The sequence below is a fragment of the Parasphingorhabdus sp. genome, assembly GCF_036964675.1.
Classification (GTDB): Bacteria; Pseudomonadota; Alphaproteobacteria; order Sphingomonadales; family Sphingomonadaceae; genus Parasphingorhabdus.
On the sequence record NZ_JBALTF010000063.1, the window covers coordinates 1 to 17,938 of the forward strand.

Below are 17,938 nucleotides of genomic sequence, written 5' to 3' on the forward strand. Positions count from 1 at the left end.
GACAGCGGCACTCGCATCCGCCGGTTTAAAGCCGAGATTCTGCAGCGCGCTGACCGCGTCGGCGCTGTTGCTTGAAGGCGCGTGGATTGCGCCGCCCGCGCCCATCACCGGGTCTACCGCAATGCCGCCGACCTTGTCTTTCAATTCATTGACAATCCGCAGCGCCAGCTTTGGTCCGACGCCATTGGCGCGGCTGACCATCGCCTTGTCGCCCATTGCTATGGCGCGCGAAATCTCGCCTGGCTCCAGCGCCGACAATATCGCCAGCGCGACCTTGCCGCCGACGCCCTGCACCGAGATCAGCAAGCGGAACCAGTCGCGTTCCGAGCCGCTGGCAAAGCCCATCAGGCGCATGTCGGTCTCGCTGACCTGCATCTCGGTATAGATGGTCGCGCCATCGCCCTTGCCGCCGATCGCACCGATGGTGCGCGACGAGCAGAAGACCAGATAGCCAACGCCCTGCACATCGAGCACAATATTGTCCGTGCCGATTTCGTCGATGGTCCCGGTGAGTTTTGCGATCATGTTCTACATTTCGTCATGCTGAACTTGTTTCAGCATCTCGGGCGACTTGGCAAGAGTTTCGTTGTGACGAACGAGGTCCTGAAACAAGTTCAGGATGACGAAGCAACGGGATTTACCGCGTCGGACACCTGCCTTGGTGGCTTTGTGTCTTCGTGCGAGCAGAACCCGTTCGTGCTGAGCTTGTCGAAGTACGGATTCGCGCGCTCCATGGTCCTTCGACAGGCTCAGGACCAACGGTGATTGGATCGTTTACCGTTTCCGGTGATGCGCATGGGTGATCGCCACGGCGAGGGCATCGGCGGCATCGGCGCCGGCCAGCTTCACGCCGGGCAGCAGGATCTTTAACATCGCCTGCACCTGGTCCTTGCCCGCATTGCCGACACCGACCACGGATTTCTTGACGGTACGCGCCGAATATTCGCCGACTTCGATCCCGGTCCGCGAAGCGCCGAGCAGCACCACGCCGCGCGCCTGGCCCAGTTTCAACGTGCTCTGCGGATTGCTGTTGACGAACACTTCCTCGACCGCCGCGCCATCCGGCCGATATTCCAGCAGCAGGTCGGTGAGTTCGAGGTCGAGCTTGAGCAAGCGGCTGGCCAGAGCCATTTTCGGATCGGTCTTGATCTGGCCATTGGCGATATGGGACAGGCGGTTGCCATCCGCCACGATCACGCCCCAGCCAGTGGTACCCAGTCCGGGATCGAGGCCGAGAATGATCATCTCAGATCGGCCGCATCAGATCGGCAGGCCGATCCGGCGACCGACATAGGCCATGATCATGTAGAGGCTGATCGTCAGCAAACACCCCGCCGCCAGCGACAGCCAGAAGCTGACACCATTGCGCAACAGCATCGGAATCAGCAGAAACATCGGAAGAGATGGAAGCACATACCAGAAAGTCGCCTCGGCATGCAGCGCCATATTTTCCGCGTCAGGCCGCGCATACCAGAGAAAGATCATGCCCAATATCGAGATCAAGGGCAGTGAGGCGACGAGCGCCCCAAAACTGGGCTGGCGCTGGGCGATAGCTGCCACCAGAGCCACGATCACTCCTGCGAGTGCGGCCTTGGCGGCAAATTCCCACATCACTCGGCGTTCAGTTTTTCCATGATCTCGTCGGACACGTCATAATTGCCCCAGACCGTCTGGACGTCGTCATCTTCTTCCAGCATGTCGATCAGGTTGAGCAAGGTCTCGGCCTGCTCCTGATCCACTTCGACCTGAACCGAAGGCCGCCAGGCGAGCTTCACGCTGGCCGCTTCGCCAAGCGCCTTTTCCAGGGCAGTGGAAACTTCGTGCAGATCTTCCATCGCGGTCCAGATTTCATGGCCGTCGTCATCGGAAGAAATATCTTCGGCGCCTGCTTCCATCGCGGCTTCGAGGACCTTTTCCTCGTCGCCGGCGCTGGCCGGATATTGGATATAGCCGACCCGGTCAAAACCGTGCGAAACCGAACCACTTTCGCCCAAATTGCCACCATTTCGCGACATAATTGTACGAACATTGGTAAAAGTACGGTTATTATTGTCGGTCAGCGTCTCGATGATCAGCGACACGCCACCCGGGCCAAAGCCTTCATAGCGAATCTCGCTATAGTCATCGCCTTCGTTCGCCGTCGCTTTTTCGATGGCGCGCGTGATATTGTCTTTCGGCATCGACACCGCTTTGGCGCTGTTGACTGCGAGCCGCAGACGCGGATTGAAATCCGGATCCGGCATGCCCGACTTGGCCGCCACGGTTATCTCGCGCGACAGCTTCGAAAATTGCGCCGCACGCTTCTTGTCCTGAGCGCCCTTGCGATGCTTGATATTGTTAAATTTACTATGGCCTGCCATTTTACCTCAAATTCCCAATTTGCTCATTCTACGATTACCGCGGTTCCCGATGCTGATACCATCAGCATCGAACCCTTGTCGCCGACAACCTCATAGTCAAGATCGACGCCGACCACCGCATTGGCACCGACCTTCGCCGCCTCTGCTTCCATCTCCGCCAAAGCTTCATCGCGCGCGCGTTTCAGAACATTTTCATATTTGCCCGAGCGCCCGCCGACAATGTCGGTGATGCTGGCGAACAGATCGCGGAACAGGTTTGCCCCGACAATCACCTCGCCGATAACGATCCCGCGATAGTCGCGAATCGCGTGACCCTCGATAGATGGTGTGGTGGTGACGATCATGTTGTTTGTCATATTCTTCAAATTCCGAACCATTAACCCACTGCTGTTAATCGCCTGCGGCCGTTAGAGCAACCGCTGAAACCAAGCAACATCGCGCCAGCCGTCCATTTTCCAGCCCACTTCCTTATAGGTGCCGACAAGTTCAAAACCCATTGCCTGATGCAATGCGATACTGGCTTTGTTTGGCAAGGCTATTCCCGCGAAAGCGGCGTGCATCTTTCTGGCTTTCAGCCGCGGCAACAGCGCTTCATACAAGCTCCGTCCGACACCGAGGCGCTCGTGGTCGGAATCGACATAAACAGCGACATCACAGCTGGTTTGATAGGCGCCTCGCGTGCGATGCTCGGAACCATAAGCATAGCCGATCACCACTCCATCCGCTTCCGCAACCAGCCAGTCGTGCGAATCAAGCGCTTTGGCAATGCGGGCGCCCATTTCTGCAGCGTCGGGCGCGTTCAACTCAAAGCTGACCCAGCTGTTGTTGACGAACGGCGCGTAGATTTCGGCACAGCGTGTCGCATCGGCGACCGTCGCGGACCGAATCTCGATCATCAGGCCAGGCCAAGCGCCGCTTTATAGGTGTCGAGAATGGCTTCCATTTCCTGCCGGTCATGCGCTTCCATTTTCCGCAAGCGCACGATCTGACGCATGATCTTGGCGTCATAGCCTTGTGATTTGGCTTCGGAATATACATCGCGGATATCGTCCGCCATGCCCTTTTTCTCTTCTTCCAGCCGCTCGATACGTTCAATAAACAGACGCAGTTGGTCTGCGGCAACATTGCCTTCGCTCATTCTAACATTCCTTTGAAATATTGTGTTCGGATTCGAACCCCGTCCTTAAGATGCGACGGCGTTTTTGGCCACGCTTTCCTTCATCTTTTTGAGCCGCTCCGGCGTCGCCTCGGTCTGATATTTTTTCTTCCATTCGTTGACCGGCATGCCGTGAATTGCCTTGCGGGCCTCATCCTTGGTCATCGAGCCGCCAGCATCGTTGGTTGCCTCCATCACCCAGTCAGCGAGGCAATTGCGACAGAAACCGGCCAGCCCCATCAAATCGATATTTTCCGCATCATGGCGGTGCTGAAGATGGTTTACCAGACGGCGAAAGGCAGCGGCGGCGGCGGCATCAGATATTTGGTCGGTCATGTTCGTTTCCGTTGTTTTTTGTTTTTAACCTGTCATGAATTACGGTTAGGCAACGCGCAGGTAAAGCGCCACTAAGGAATTTGTAAATGGCATCGCCGATCTTCTCCCGCAATCGCAAAGTCAAGGTACTGGCCACGCTCGGGCCGTCCAGCGGCAGCCCGGAAATGATCGAAAAAATGTACCGCGCCGGCGTTGACGCCTTCCGGATGAACATGAGCCACGGCGAACATGCGGCGCATGCCGCCAATGTGAAGTCGATCCGGGCGCTGGAAAAGAAAATTGGCCGACCGATCACCATCCTCGCCGATCTGCAGGGGCCGAAGCTGCGCATCGGCACCTTTGCCAAACCGCCGGTGATGCTGAAAGAGGGCGCCCGCTTCACGCTCGACATGATCAAGAAAAAGGGTGATGCGACGCGCGTCAGCCTGCCCCACAAGGAAATATTGGGCACGCTGCAGCCGGGACATACATTGTTACTGGACGACGGCAAAATCCGGCTGGAGGTGACAAAGGCCGATGGCAAGAGCGTCGAGACGAAAGTTATCGTCGGCGGCGAAATTTCCGACCGCAAGGGCGTCAATGTTCCGGAAGTGGTGCTGCCGGTGAGTTCGCTTACCGACAAGGATCGCAAGGATCTGACCTTCGCGCTGGAACAGGATGTCGACTGGATCGCGCTGAGCTTTGTCCAGCGCCCCGAAGATGTAGCCGAGGCGCGGCGTCTGATCGGCGGCAAGGCGGCACTGCTCGCCAAGATCGAGAAGCCCGCGGCAATCGACCGGCTCGACGAGATACTCGAACTTTCCGATGCGGTGATGGTGGCGCGCGGTGATCTGGGCGTGGAACTATTGCCGGAACAGGTGCCGCCACTGCAGAAGAAAATCGTTGCCGCCGCTCGCAAGCTGGGCCGTCCGGTGGTCGTCGCTACCCAGATGCTCGAATCGATGATCAAATCTCCGACCCCGACCCGGGCCGAAGTGTCCGATGTCGCCACCGCCATTTATGACGGCGCCGATGCCATCATGCTGTCAGCCGAGTCCGCCGTCGGTGACTGGCCGATTGAAGCGGCAACGATGATGGACAGGATTGCCGCGCAGGTAGAAAATGATCCGTCATATGCTGACCGGGTGCATTTCACCGAAACCGTGCCCGATGAAACGACCGCAGACGCGCTGGCGGCGGCGAGCTATAATATTGCCCGCACGATCGAGACGTCGGCGATTGTCTGCTATACCTCTTCCGGCTCGACCGCCCGCCGAATGGCGCGCGAACGGCCCTCCGTGCCGCTGATGGTGCTCACCCCCAACCGGCATACCGCGCGTCGCGTGGGTCTGTTATGGGGCGCTTATGCCGTGGTCACCCGCGACGTCACCAATTTCGAGGAAATGATCGGCAAAGCCAAGCGCATGGCCCTGCGCCACAAGATGGCCGAAGCGGGATCGCGACTGATTGTCTGTGCCGGCGTTCCCTTTGGTACCCCGGGGTCCACCAATTTGCTGCATATCGTGCGATTGACCGGAGACGAGCTCAAGCGCCGCTAGGGTCAGGACCTAGACGAACCTAAAGCAACGCCAGCGCGACCAATTCCTGTTCCAGTTCCGCGGCCGTTTCAAATACATGCCCCGCTATCCCCAGTTCGATGGCAGCAGCTATATTCTCTGGACGATCATCGACGAACAGACATTGTTCCGGTTCGCGAGCAAAGCGGTTCAGTGCCAGATGGTAGATGGCCGGATCCGGCTTCACCAGCTTCTCATCACCAGAGACGACAATATCCTGAAAGCAATCGAAAACCGGGGCATGCGGACGAAAACCCTGCCAGAACTCGGATCCGAAATTGGTTATGCCGAAGATGGCGACATTATTTTGATGGAGCCGGTGTACCAGATCAAGCGATCCCGGGACCGCTGCTGGAATCGTCTCGTTAAACCGCGCCGCATAGGCCCGGAGATGGGACTCATATTTCGGGAATAATCGAATGCGCTCCGGCAGCGTTTCGGCAAGCGCCCGGCCGGCGTCATGTTCAAAATGCCATTCCGGCGTGACAACATGCGCCAGAAACCATTCCAGCTCCTGCGGATCGTCGAACAATTTTATGAACAGACAGCGCAAATCCCATTGATAGAGCACATTGCCCACATCAAAGATTATCGTGTCGATTTTAGCAATGGTAGCTTGTCCCTACCAAAACAGCGCAGAGCGCAATTAGCCCTGGCGTGCCTTGAACCGGCGATTCGTCTTGTTGATCACATAGGTGCGACCACGGCGACGGATTACGCGACAATCCCGGTGACGGTTTTTAAGCGACTTCAAAGAGTTGCGGACTTTCATTTTGGTACCACGCCTTGATTATCTGAATTTCTTGAAAGCAGCCTTGCTGCGTTGAGCAGGGCAATTAAGGTCGGCAGCCGCCAAAGTCAAGCGACCAGCGCTATTCTCCGCGAATTTCGATCAGTTTGCGCTCCCACGCCAGTGCATGGGCGACAATTTCGTCGAGATCGGCATGTTTTGGCTGCCACGGAAAGCGTTCCATGATCGCCCGATTGTCGGAAATCAGCGAATCGGGGTCGCCAGCGCGCCGGCCTTCCATTTTCCGTTCGATTCGCATGTTGGTGACCCGGTCGACGGCATCGAGAACCTCGAGCACCGAAAAACCGCGACCATAGCCGCAATTGAGCAGATGATTGCGATTCGGGTCCGCGATCAGCGCGTCTAGCGCCAGCACGTGAGCATTGGCCAGGTCGGAGACATGGATATAGTCGCGCACCCCCGTGCCGTCGGGCGTATCATAGTCCGTGCCAAAGACAGCGACGCTGTCACGCTTGCCCAGCGCTGCCTCGACCGCGACCTTGATCAAATGGGTCGCTCCAGCGGTGGATTGTCCGGTCCGCGCCCGCGGGTCAGCGCCGGCGACGTTGAAATAGCGCAAGGCACAGAAATTCAGGTCATGCGCCGCCGCAACATCGCGCAGCATATGTTCGGTCATCAATTTGGACATGCCATAGGGATTGATTGGCCGCTGAGGGGTGCTCTCGCTGACCGGGCTTTCCTCGGGGATGCCATAAGTCGCGGCGGTCGACGAGAAAATGAAGTGATGCACGCCGCCAGTCACTGCCGATTCGATCAGGCTGCGGCTCTTGGCGCTGTTGTTATGATAATATTTGAGAGGGTTCTCGACCGATTCGGGCACGATGATCGAACCGGCAAAATGCATGATCGCACCGATATTTTCGGCCTCGATGATCCGGGCGAGCAAGGCGGAATCCTCGATATCGCCTTCATGAAAGGCAACATCCTCCGGCACCGCCCAGCGAAAGCCGGTGGTCAGATTGTCGATCACCGCAACCGGCCAGCCGGCATCCCGCAAGGCCAGCACCGCGTGGCTGCCGATATAACCGGCCCCGCCGGTTACCAATATGGTGAAGGGTTTCGCCATGTTTTCTAAATCCCCATAATGTTCGTCATCGGCTGTATAATGCTCTGGTGTCTCCAACCGGTTAAACGCGGTCGCCGATGGATACAATTTTTTTGCCGCAGTCACAGTGATTATGCGCTAATATGCTGCGGGGCGAGTTTAGGAGTGACTATTATGGCCGGTTTTCAATCATTTGCGACAGTAGCATTGGCAGCATTGCTCGTGTCGGGATGCACGGCGATGACCCCGCCGGTGGAGGTCACCCGGTTTCACAACGCGCAAGTCGCTCCGATTGTGCCGGGCAGTGTCATCATCAAGGCCAATGTCACCGACGAAGGCCATAGCCGCAGCATCGAATATACGACCTATTCCGCCGCCATCTTGCATGAATTGCAGCGAGTCGGCTTCACCGAAGCCCGCGATGACGCCGAAAATAGCGAATATGTCGCCCGCTACACGATCGATAGAGCGGTGTTGAGCGCTGGTGGATCACGATCACCGATTTCGGTCGGTGTCGGCGGCAGTACCGGCAGCTATGGCTCCGGCGTCGGTCTGGGCATTGGCATCAATCTCGGCGGCCAGCCGAAAGACAAGATCGTCACCGAATTGTCGGTCCGCATTGCCAGGCGCGATGACGGCAATGTCGTCTGGGAAGGCCGCGCATCGGTCGAGGCCAAGCAGGGGTCACCGGCGTCCCAGCCCGGCCTGGCAGCCGCGAAATTGGCCGAAGCCTTATTCAGGGACTTCCCCGGAGAGTCCGGAACCACTATCAGGGTGCCATGAGCATAAAAATCACCAGCGCATTCGATAGCGGCAATATCGAAGTCCATGCCATCGAAGGCACCACCGCAAAACTGTCGATCCGCAAGGACAAGGACAGCGAGTTTTTCCAATGGTTCCATTTCCGGGTGGCCTGCCAGATTGGCGACGAACTGGAACTGAACATTGGCGGTCTGAAAGAATCTGCCTATCCGCAAGGCTGGCCCGATTATAATGCCTGCGTCAGCGAGGACCGCGAATATTGGGGTCGCGCCCCGAGCAGCTATGACGAGGAAAGCGGCACCTTGTCGATTCGCTATACCGCGAGCAGCAATATCATCTGGTTTGCCTATTTCGCGCCCTACAGCATCGAACGCCACCATGATCTGATCGCCGAAACCGCAGGCTTTGAAGGCGTCACGGTGCAGACGCTTGGCCATAGCCTAGAAGGTCAGCCGATAGACTGCGTGGAAATCGGCAGCGGCGACAAGCAGGTCTGGCTATACGCCCGTCAGCATCCCGGCGAAAGCATGGCCGAATGGTGGATGGAAGGCGCGCTGGAAATGCTGACCGACCCCGCCGATCCCAATGCGCGGCTGCTGTTGCAGCATTGCCGCTTCCATATCGTGCCCAATATGAACCCGGATGGTTCGCGGAGAGGCCATTTACGAACCAATTTTGCCGGAACCAATCTCAACCGCGAATGGCATGAACCGAGCGCCGAAAAATCTCCCGAAGTGCTGTGCGTCCGCAATGCGATGGACAAAAGCGGCGTCAGCTTTGCCATGGATGTCCATGGGGACGAAGCAATTCCCGCGGTTTTCATCGCCGGTTTCGAAGGCATTCCCTCGATCACCGACACGCAGCTGGAGACCTATCACGGCTACCGCAACCGCCTTGCCCAGCGCACGCCGGATTTCCAGACCACACTCGGCTATCCCACCGCCGCCAAGGGCAAGGCCAATCTGTCGATGTCGACCAACCAGCTGGCCGAACGCTTCGGCGCGGTCGCGATGACGCTGGAAATGCCGTTCAAGGACAATCGCAATTTGCCCGACGCAGAGCAAGGCTGGTCCCCCGAGCGCTGCAATTCGCTGGCCCGCGAATGTCTGGCCACGCTGGCCGAGATGATCGACGATATCTAGGGAAGTAGCGCCGACGACATGCTGCTCAACAGGATTGCCGAAAAAATTCTTGGCCTGCGCCAGCACCATCGTCCGGACAAGGGTGTCGCCTGCAACCAGATTCCAGTTTGAACAAAAGGAATTATATCATGACCGAAGCCTATATCATCGACGCCGTCCGCACCCCCCGGGGCATTGGCAAGCCTGGCAAGGGCGCGCTGTCGCACCTCCATCCGCAGCATCTTGCCGCCACGGTTTTGAAAGCGCTCAAGGAGCGCAACAATCTCGACACCGCCAGTGTGGACGATATCATCTGGTCGACCTCGACCCAGAAGGGCAAGCAGGGCGGCGACATGGGCCGGATGGCCGCGCTGGCTGCCGGCTATGACACCAAGGCATCGGGAACCACGCTCGACCGCTTCTGCGGCGGCGGCATCACCTCGGTGAATTTTGCCACCGCGACGGTGATGTCGGGTATGGAAGATTGCGTCATCGCCGGCGGCACCGAGATGATGAGCTATACGACCCAGGTCGGAGCCGAGGAAGCGGACGCCGGAATCACGCCACTCGGCATGGGCTCGGGCAATCCGGCACTCGATGCCATTCATCCGCAATCGCACCAGGGCGTCTGCGGCGATGCGATCGCGGCGCAGGAAGGCATCAGCCGCGAGGCGGTCGACGCGCTGGCACTGGAAAGCCAGAAGCGGGCAGCCCATGCCATCGCCGAGGGCCGTTTCGCCAAATCCCTGATCACGGTCTATAACGAGGATGGCAGCGTCGCGCTCGATCATGAAGAATTCCCGCGCCCGCAGACAACCGCCGAAGGACTCGCCGGACTGAAGGCAAGCTTTGCCGCGCTGAAGGATTTTGATCTCGGCAATGGCGTGACCTTCGCCAAGCAGATCCAGCGTGTCTATCCGGATCTGGAATGGGAAGGCGTGCATCACGCCGGCAACAGTTCCGGCGTTGTCGATGGTGCGGCGGCCTTGCTGATCACCTCGAAAGACTATGCCGACAAGCACGGCCTGAAACCGCGGGCACGGATCATCTCGATGGCCGCGATCGGTTCGGAACCGACGATCATGCTGACCGGTCCGGAATTTGCCGCCAAGAAGGCCCTCGAGCGCGCCGGCATGACCGCCAGTGATATCGATCTGTGGGAATTGAACGAGGCTTTCGCCGCTGTGGTTCTGCGCTTCATGGATGCGATGAACGTCGACCATAGCGTGATGAATGTGAATGGCGGCGCGATTGCCATGGGCCATCCGCTCGGCGCGACCGGAGCGATGATCCTCGGCACGGCGCTCGATGAACTCGAACGTTCCGGCAAATCCACTGCTCTCGCGACGCTTTGCATCGGCGGCGGCATGGGTATCGCCACGATCATCGAGCGGGTGAACTAGAAGCAACGCATTGCAGTGCCCCTGCGCAGGCAGGGGCCCATCTCCCGTTCGTGCCATGCACAGCAAGTTGGAGATGGACTCCTGCCTTGGCAGGAGAACATGAAAGGAAAAGACATGACCTACGAAACACTCACAGTCGATCTGGACAGCGACGGCATCGCCCTAGTCACCATCGATCTGCCCGGCCAGTCGATGAACGTCTGGAACCAGGCGCTGATCACCGATTTCAAAGCCTTTATCGAAGAGCTGATCAGCAAGGACGAGATCAAGGGCGCAGTGATTACATCGGGCAAGCCATCCGGCTTTCTGGCGGGCGCTGATCTCAATATGCTCGGCGCGTCGAAAGCCGACAGCATGGCCGAGGCGTTTGCAAGCGCATGGGAATTGAACGCCCTGCTGCGCCGGATGGAAACCGGCGGCAACAGCGCCAAGGACCTGCTCAAGGGCACGGCCCACGCCAAGCCGGTAGCCTGCGCATTGAACGGCCTCGCGCTCGGAGGCGGTCTCGAACTAGCGCTGGCTTGCCATTATCGCGTTTGCGCCGACAATCCGAAGATTCAGCTTGGCCTGCCCGAAGTGCAGGTTGGCCTTTTACCCGGCGGCGGCGGCACCCAGCGCCTGCCGCGCCTTTCCGGTCTGCAGGCCGCAGGCATGATGATCATGATGGGCGGCCCTGCCAATCCACAGACGGCCAAGGCCCAGGGCTTTATCGATGAAGTCGTTCCCGCTGACGAGGTGGTCGCCAAGGCGAAATTATGGGTCAAGGCCAATCCCAAGGCGTCCGCGCCATGGGACAAGAAAGGCTATAAATTCCCCGGCGGTGCCGGATCGATGGATCCCCGCGCCGTGCCGCTTTATCTCGGTTCCTCAGCCATCGCGCTGAAACAGAGCAAGGGCAATTACGAAGCGGTCAAGGCAATCCTGTCCTGCCTCTATGAAGGCTCGATGCTGCCGATCGACACCGCATTGCGCGTCGAAAGCAAATATTTCACCAAGCTGCTTTCCGGCCCGCAAGCCAAGAATATGATCCGCACCCTGTTCATCAACAAACAGGCAGCGGAAAAGGGCGCGGCTCGTCCGAAAGGCGTGCCGCCAACCGAGCTTAAAACCGTTGGCGTGCTTGGTGCCGGCCTGATGGGCTCCGGCATCACCCATGTCACCGCCAAGGGCGGCATGAATGTGATCGTGCTCGATCGCAGCATGGAAGAAGCGCAAAAGGCGATTGCCTACAGCCAGAAGATCGTCGACAAAAATGTGTCGCGCGGCAAGATGACCAAGGAAAAGGCCGAGGCCTTCATGGCGCGGATCAAGCCAACCGACAATTATGATGATCTGAAAGATGTCGACCTGATCATCGAGGCGGTGTTTGAACGCCCCGACATCAAAGCCGATGTGATCAAGAAAACCGAAGCGGTTATCGGCAAGGATGTTGTCTTTGCCTCCAATACCTCGACCCTGCCGATCACCGGTCTGGCAAAAAACAGCGAGCGGCCTGACCAGTTTATCGGCATGCATTTCTTCTCGCCGGTCGAGAAAATGCCGCTGCTGGAAATCATCCCCGGCGCCGAAACCGGCGACAAGGCCCTGGCAGCAGCGCTCGATTATAATGCCAGAATCCGCAAGGTCCCGATTGTCGTCAAGGACGTCCGCGGCTTCTACACCAACCGCGTGTTCCCGCCTTATGCCAATGAAGCGATGCTGATGGTCGCAGAAGGCGTGAAACCGGCACTGATCGAAAATGCCGCGATCGCCATGGGCATGCCAATTGGCCCGCTCGCCGTGGTTGATGAAACAACCCTGCAACTCGGCTATGATATCATGACGTCAACCAAGGAAGAAATGGGCGATGCCTATGTCCCGACCGGCACCGAAGAGTTGATGGACATCATGGTCAAGCAGATCGACCGGCGCGGCCGGCGCTTTGGCGGCGGATTCTACGAATATGCCGATGATGGTTCGAAAAAGCTGTGGCCTGGCCTTGCCGACCATTTCCCGCTGGCCGCAGAACAGCCGGATGTCGAAGAGGTCAAACAGCGACTGATGTACATCCAGCTGATCGCCACCGCGCAATGTTTCGACGAGGGCGTGGTCTCCGATCCGCAGTCCGCCGATCTCGGCGCAATCTTTGGCTGGGGCTTTGCGCCGTGGACCGGCGGTCCGATGAGCCATATCGATACGATCGGTGTCGACAATTTTGTCCGCATTGCCGACAATCTGGCGCAGAAATATGGCGAGCGGTTCAAACCGCCGATGAGCTTCCGCGCCAAAGCAGATGCGGGTGAAAGCTTTTACAAGGCGGCTTAAGCTAAATCACAATATAGGAAAAAGAGCTCCTTCGGGGGCTCTTTTTTTGTCTGCTACGATAGACGCTTGGCGAGCGCGTCGAATTTCTCGGAGAGCTGGTCGAGTTTTGAAGACAATAGCTCGACCGTAGCATGATCGCCGGCCTCAGTCGTTTGAACCGCCCCATAATGCGAGCGAAACAGAGCGACCATATCTTCCACAACCGGCCCCTGTTCGCGCGCGCTGCGCTCGGCTTCCATGGTCATTTCGATCGATCGCGCGCTATATTCGAGGCTGCCGTAAAACACGTCCCGCGCCTGCCAGAGTATCGCATCCGCCCGTAATTCCCCGCGATCCTGTCCGCGCAGAAACAACCGGTCGAACACGGCAACATAATGGCGCAGATGGTCGCGCGAGACGCTAACCTCGCTGTTGTTGCGGCGCAGGGCAAAGGTCAGATTGATGAAGTCCGAGTTCAGTATCACCGTGTTCAGATGATATTGGGCCAGCGCCCGCAGTCCGCCAAAGAAATCCGGGGCTTGCACTGACGCCATCACGCCTTCGGCTTCCAGCGTCAGTCCGTCCCAGAATTGCTGCAGCACCGACAGCATCAGTTCCGCCTTGGATTCATAATAGCTGTAGATGGTTCCTTCGCCGATACCGGCGCGCCTTGCAATTTCCTGCATCCGGGCACCGTCAAAGCCATGCTCAACGAAAACGGCGCGCGCCGCTTCCAGAATCACACGTTCCTTGCGCTCCAGCTTGATGCGCTGGGTTTCCGGATTGACCGTCTTGATCGCCAAAATCCATCCTTTATTGAGCTTGACTCGAAAATACCGAGTGCTATTCAAATAGCCTTTGTGGACTCGCTGTGTCAAATAGCGAATAGTCCATTCGGTAAAATCGGAAAGAGGCGCTGCACCAATGCCCCAGTTTAAATCCAAGATCGCCACCGGTTCGGAGAGCTTTGCTCAGAATCGCAAGAATATGCTGGCGCTGATCGATCATCTGCGCAGCCTTGAAAACCGGGCCATAGCAGCATCGGAAAAACGGCGGCCGACATTTGAAAAGCGCGGCCAGCTGACCCCGCACGAACGGCTGAAACGCCTGCTCGATCCTGGCATGCCCTGGCTGCAACTATATAATATGGCCAATTATATGGTCGAGGATAGCGACCCCGACACCAGCATTCCCGGCGGCAGCGTGATCCTGGGCATCGGTTTCGTCAAAGGCGTGCGCTGCATGATCTGGGTCGATGATAGCGGCATCCGGGCGGGCGCCGCGACAAGCGGTGGCTGGGATGCCAGCAAGGGCGCGCAGAAAATCGCGCAGGATCTCAAATTGCCATTCATCCATCTGGTCGAAAGCGCCGGCGCGAACCTGATGGAATATAAGGTCGAGCTCTGGGCCCATGGCGGGATGCTGTTCCGCAATCTCGCGTGGCTGAGCGCGGCGGGTGTTCCGACCATGGTGGTGCTGCACGGACCATCCACTGCCGGCGGCGCCTATATGCCGGGCATGTCGGACTATGTTATCGGCATCCGCAACAATGGGATGGCGGCGCTCGGCGGCGCGGCGCTGGTCCATGCGGCGACCGGCGAAGTCGCCGATGACCGCGAGCTGGGCGGCACCGAAATGCATGCCTCGACCACAGGCACTGTCGAATATCTCGCCGATGACGATGCCCATGGTATTGCCATTGCCCGCGAGACCATCGGTCGTCTCGACTGGAACAAGAATACCACTCCGATCCGCCGCAATGACTATGAAGAACCGATCTATGACATCGACGAAATTGCGGGGGTTGTGCCGACCGACTATACCATCCCCTATGATGTCCGCGAAGTCGCGGCACGGATTGTCGACGGTTCTGATTTCGAGGAATTCAAGCCGCGCTATGGTCCCGGGACGGTCTGCATGCAGGCGAGCATCATGGGCCATGCGGTCGGGCTGATCGGCAACAACGGCCCGTTCGATCCCGAAGCGGCGGCCAAGGCGACCCATTTCTTCCAGCTCTGCGACCAGTCTCAGCTGCCGATCATCTTCCTCAACAACACCACCGGCTATATTGTCGGCACCGAGTCCGAACATAAGGGCATGATCAAGCTGGGCAGCAAGATGATCCAGGCGGTGTCCAATGTCCGGGTCCCGAAACTGTCGCTCTATATCGGCGCCAGCTTTGGTGCCGGCAATTACGGGATGAGCGGCGTCGCCTTCGAACCCGATTTCCTGTTCAGCTGGCCCAATGCCAAGACCGGCGTGATGGCCGGCGCTTCGGCAGCCAATACGATGAGTCATGTCGCCCGGGTGCAGGCGAAACGCAAAGGTGTTGAACCCGACGAAGCGGCGATTGCCAAACAGGAACAGCGCATCAAGGATATTTTTGAAGCGCAGGAAAGCGCCTTCTTCACCTCCGGCCGGGTGCTCGACAATGGCGTGATTGATCCGCGCGACAGCCGCAAGGTTCTTGGTTTCGCGCTGGAGACCATCTTCGAGGCGCAGAACCGGACGCTCCATCCCAATGCTTTCGGGGTGGCGCGGATATGACCGATCTCCCCGTAACAGAAACTCTAGAGCTGGAGCTCAAGCAAGGCTGGCTCACCATCTGGTTTAACCAGCCGGATAATCGAAATGCCTTGAGTGACTCGCTGGTGGCCGAGCTCGGTGATGTACTGAAAAGCGTGCGCGATGATCGCACGGTGCGGGGCATCACTCTGCGAGGTCGCGGCGGCGTGTTCTGCGCCGGAGCGGATCTCAAGAACTTCAAGGAGAATTTCCAGCAAAGCGGCGACCGCGCGGCGATCATCAAGATGTCGAGCGGCGCGGCGGAAATTTTCGACCTCGTCAACACCGCGCCGCAGGTGGTGATCGTGCTAATCGAGGGCGCGGCCATGGCAGGCGGATTTGGGCTGGCCTGCTGCGCTGATGTCGTGATCTGCGAAAGCGGCGCGCGCTTCGCGATGACCGAAACCGCTATCGGCGTTTCACCGGCGCAGATTTCCCCCTTTGTGATTCAGAAGCTCGGCTATGCCACCGGCCGCCGGCTGATGCTGACCGCCGCCCGCTTTGATGGCACGCAAGCCCATGAACTCGGCTTTGCCGATTTTATCGCTGATAATGTAGCGGGCCTCGAAGCGATTGAGATGCAGTTGCGCAAACAGGTGCTTGGCGCTGCGCCGGGCGCGGTGGCTGCAACCAAAGAATTGCTCGGCCAGATTGCTGGCCAGCCGCGCGAGGAAGTGATCCGTCTGGCTGCAGAGAATTTTGCCGACCGGATGGTCAGCGACGAGGCCAAGGAAGGCGTCGCCAGCTTCTTCGAAAAGCGCAAACCCAATTGGGTGGTGAAACCGGAATGAGAAATCAGGCCGGTTCCATAATCGTCATCCTGAACTTGTTTCAGGATCTTTCCATTTCATCCCATCACAAGATGCTGAAACACTTTCAGCATGACGAGGTTTATACATGACCAGAATCAACACACTCCTTGTTGCCAATCGCGGCGAAATCGCCTGCCGGATAATGCGCACGGCCAAGGCACAGGGCATCCGCACGGTAGCGGTCTATTCCGACGCCGATGCCAACGCTCCGCATGTCAAAATGGCCGATGATTCGGTGCATATCGGGCCGGCTCCGGTCAATGAATCCTATCTGCTGGTCGACACAATCATCCAGGCGGCAAAGGATACGGGCGCCGACGCGGTTCATCCCGGCTATGGCTTTCTCTCGGAGAATGCGGCCTTTTCCAAGGCCTGCGCCGACGCCGATATCATCTTTGTCGGCCCGCCGGAAAAAGCGATCGACGTAATGGGCGACAAGGCGCGCTCCAAGCGCGCGATGATCGCCGCCGGCGTGCCCTGCGTGCCAGGCTATCAGGGCGATGATCAGGCGGACGATGTGCTGATCGCCGAAGCGGGCAAGATCGGCGTGCCACTGATGGTCAAGGCGGCAGCCGGCGGCGGCGGTCGCGGCATGCGGCTGGTCCATGATCTGAAAGACGTGCCCAATGCGATCAAGCTGGCGCGATCGGAGGCGGAAAATGCCTTTGGCAATGGCGAGCTGATTCTCGAAAAGGCGATCATCAAGCCGCGCCATGTCGAAATCCAGGTCTTTGCCGACAGCCACGGCAACACGATCCATCTCGGCGAGCGCGACTGTTCTGTGCAGCGGCGGCACCAGAAGGTGATCGAGGAAGCGCCCTGTCCCGTCATGACGCCAATATTGCGCGAGCAAATGGGCGCGGCTGCGGTGGAGGCAGCCAAGGCGGTTGATTATGTCGGTGCCGGTACGGTTGAATTTCTGCTCGACCAGTCGGGCGGCTTTTATTTTCTGGAAATGAACACGCGGCTGCAGGTCGAACATCCGGTGACCGAAGAAGTCACCGGTCTTGATCTGGTCGCGCTGCAACTGAAAGTTGCGTCAGGCGACTTATTGGGTCTCGAGCAATCGGACATCAGGCTGAACGGCCATGCGATGGAAGTGCGGCTCTATGCCGAAGATCCGGCGGATGATTTTCTGCCCAGCACCGGCCCGGTCCACTTGTGGCAGCCATCCGGCCTGTCGCGGGTCGACAGCGGCATTGAAAGCGGCGGCGAAGTTTCGCCCTTTTACGATTCGATGGTCGCCAAGATCATCACCCATGGCGCTACCCGCGACGAAGCCCGGCGGCGGATGATCAAGGCGCTGTCGGAAACCGCCCTGTTCGGTCCGAAGACCAACCGCGATTTCCTGATTGATGCGCTCGACCGGCCGGATTTTGTGAACGGTGAGGCGACCACCGCCTTCATCGCCGAAAATTACGGAGAAGACGGTGTCGATCTCGGGCCGCATGATTTTTCATCCTATGCGATTGCGGCGGTGATTCATCACAAGCTGCGGCAACAGGCAGCGCACCGGCTGGCGCTCAACGTCAATCCGGAAATGCTCGACTGGTCAAACACCGGCGCGCTGGAAACAGTGGCACAATATGCCGATGGCGAGGATGCCCAGACCATCCATGTCCATGTCGACAGGCCCGGCCATTATCGCGTCAGCGCCGGGGAAGACGGGGTCGCGGTGGACCTGATCAGCCTGACCGCCGACCGCGCGAAATTACGGGTCGACGGACG

At 58.5% G+C, this 17,938-nt stretch carries 20 protein-coding genes; 8 read left to right on the forward strand and 12 right to left on the reverse strand.

Annotated elements, in window-relative coordinates:
* The 8 genes from ruvA to V7665_RS10920 all read right to left on the reverse strand — a co-directional run.
* A partial coding sequence (ruvA, locus tag V7665_RS10885; RefSeq protein WP_335664566.1) for a Holliday junction branch migration protein RuvA occupies positions 1-525 on the reverse strand: 525 nt, incomplete at its 3' end.
* A gap of 249 nt (positions 526-774) precedes the next feature.
* Positions 775-1,245 carry a crossover junction endodeoxyribonuclease RuvC gene (gene ruvC / locus V7665_RS10890; protein WP_335664567.1) on the reverse strand — a complete coding sequence of 157 codons (471 nt, stop codon included), beginning with the start codon at positions 1,243-1,245 and terminating at the stop codon, positions 775-777.
* Between the two features lie 15 nt (positions 1,246-1,260).
* Entirely contained in the window at positions 1,261-1,611 is a 351-nt protein-coding gene (locus tag V7665_RS10895; protein WP_335664568.1) for a DUF3147 family protein, read from the reverse strand.
* Complete coding sequence (locus V7665_RS10900) at positions 1,611-2,360, reverse strand: YebC/PmpR family DNA-binding transcriptional regulator (protein ID WP_335664569.1); 750 nt, start codon at positions 2,358-2,360, stop codon at positions 1,611-1,613. Before V7665_RS10900 ends, V7665_RS10895 begins: the two co-directional genes overlap by 1 nt.
* 23 nt (positions 2,361-2,383) lie before the next feature.
* Positions 2,384-2,704, reverse strand: a complete 321-nt coding sequence (locus tag V7665_RS10905) for a heavy metal-binding domain-containing protein (protein WP_067203153.1) — start codon at positions 2,702-2,704, stop codon at positions 2,384-2,386.
* 63 nt (positions 2,705-2,767) lie between these two features.
* Positions 2,768-3,256, reverse strand: coding sequence for an arsinothricin resistance N-acetyltransferase ArsN1 family B (locus tag V7665_RS10910; protein WP_335664570.1), 489 nt, complete (start codon positions 3,254-3,256; stop codon positions 2,768-2,770).
* The gene (locus V7665_RS10915) at positions 3,256-3,498 is read right to left on the reverse strand and encodes a DUF2312 domain-containing protein (RefSeq protein WP_067197204.1); all 243 of its coding nucleotides are present in this window, start codon (positions 3,496-3,498) and stop codon (positions 3,256-3,258) included. The genes V7665_RS10910 and V7665_RS10915 overlap by 1 nt, the downstream gene beginning before the upstream one ends.
* A gap of 45 nt (positions 3,499-3,543) precedes the next feature.
* Entirely contained in the window at positions 3,544-3,852 is a 309-nt protein-coding gene (locus V7665_RS10920; protein ID WP_335664571.1) for a DUF1244 domain-containing protein, read from the reverse strand.
* A gap of 86 nt (positions 3,853-3,938) precedes the next feature.
* Here V7665_RS10920 and pyk point away from each other — a divergent pair, with 86 nt between their 5' ends.
* Positions 3,939-5,390 carry a pyruvate kinase gene (gene pyk / locus V7665_RS10925; protein ID WP_335664572.1) on the forward strand — a complete coding sequence of 484 codons (1,452 nt, stop codon included), beginning with the start codon at positions 3,939-3,941 and terminating at the stop codon, positions 5,388-5,390.
* A gap of 19 nt (positions 5,391-5,409) precedes the next feature.
* Here the strand turns inward: pyk and V7665_RS10930 are convergent, their stop codons facing one another.
* The 3 genes from V7665_RS10930 to galE all read right to left on the reverse strand — a co-directional run bounded on the left by V7665_RS10930 (position 5,410) and on the right by galE (position 7,285).
* Positions 5,410-6,018, reverse strand: coding sequence for an HAD family hydrolase (locus V7665_RS10930; protein WP_335664582.1), 609 nt, complete (start codon positions 6,016-6,018; stop codon positions 5,410-5,412).
* A gap of 36 nt (positions 6,019-6,054) precedes the next feature.
* The gene (gene ykgO, locus V7665_RS10935; RefSeq protein WP_011415100.1) at positions 6,055-6,180 is read right to left on the reverse strand and encodes a type B 50S ribosomal protein L36; all 126 of its coding nucleotides are present in this window, start codon (positions 6,178-6,180) and stop codon (positions 6,055-6,057) included.
* Between the two features lie 100 nt (positions 6,181-6,280).
* Positions 6,281-7,285, reverse strand: a complete 1,005-nt coding sequence (gene galE, locus V7665_RS10940) for a UDP-glucose 4-epimerase GalE (RefSeq protein WP_335664573.1) — start codon at positions 7,283-7,285, stop codon at positions 6,281-6,283.
* 153 nt (positions 7,286-7,438) lie between these two features.
* Between galE and V7665_RS10945 the strand changes: the two genes are divergently transcribed.
* The 4 genes from V7665_RS10945 (at position 7,439) to V7665_RS10960 (ending at position 12,854) form a co-directional block, all read left to right on the forward strand.
* A complete protein-coding gene (locus tag V7665_RS10945) occupies positions 7,439-8,047 on the forward strand; it encodes a DUF4136 domain-containing protein (RefSeq protein ID WP_335664574.1) in 609 nt (202 codons plus the stop codon).
* Positions 8,044-9,168: a M14 family metallopeptidase gene (locus V7665_RS10950; RefSeq protein ID WP_335664575.1), complete on the forward strand. Its 1,125-nt coding sequence runs from the start codon at positions 8,044-8,046 to the stop codon at positions 9,166-9,168. Before V7665_RS10945 ends, V7665_RS10950 begins: the two co-directional genes overlap by 4 nt.
* A gap of 128 nt (positions 9,169-9,296) precedes the next feature.
* Entirely contained in the window at positions 9,297-10,550 is a 1,254-nt protein-coding gene (locus V7665_RS10955) for an acetyl-CoA C-acetyltransferase (RefSeq protein ID WP_335664576.1), read from the forward strand.
* 114 nt (positions 10,551-10,664) lie between these two features.
* Positions 10,665-12,854, forward strand: a complete 2,190-nt coding sequence (locus tag V7665_RS10960; RefSeq protein WP_335664577.1) for a 3-hydroxyacyl-CoA dehydrogenase NAD-binding domain-containing protein — start codon at positions 10,665-10,667, stop codon at positions 12,852-12,854.
* A 53-nt stretch (positions 12,855-12,907) separates the two neighbouring features.
* On the opposite strand, the gene V7665_RS10965 is transcribed toward V7665_RS10960, so the two are convergent.
* Positions 12,908-13,636 carry a TetR/AcrR family transcriptional regulator gene (locus V7665_RS10965; protein ID WP_335664578.1) on the reverse strand — a complete coding sequence of 243 codons (729 nt, stop codon included), beginning with the start codon at positions 13,634-13,636 and terminating at the stop codon, positions 12,908-12,910.
* 121 nt (positions 13,637-13,757) lie between these two features.
* Between V7665_RS10965 and V7665_RS10970 the strand changes: the two genes are divergently transcribed.
* From V7665_RS10970 to V7665_RS10980, 3 genes are all read left to right on the forward strand, one after another.
* The gene (locus V7665_RS10970) at positions 13,758-15,380 is read left to right on the forward strand and encodes an acyl-CoA carboxylase subunit beta (protein WP_335664579.1); all 1,623 of its coding nucleotides are present in this window, start codon (positions 13,758-13,760) and stop codon (positions 15,378-15,380) included.
* Entirely contained in the window at positions 15,377-16,189 is an 813-nt protein-coding gene (locus V7665_RS10975) for an enoyl-CoA hydratase/isomerase family protein (RefSeq protein ID WP_335664580.1), read from the forward strand. Before V7665_RS10970 ends, V7665_RS10975 begins: the two co-directional genes overlap by 4 nt.
* Positions 16,190-16,295: 106 nt before the next feature.
* The coding region (locus V7665_RS10980) for an acetyl-CoA carboxylase biotin carboxylase subunit (RefSeq protein ID WP_335664581.1) at positions 16,296-17,938 on the forward strand (1,643 nt) is incomplete at its 3' end.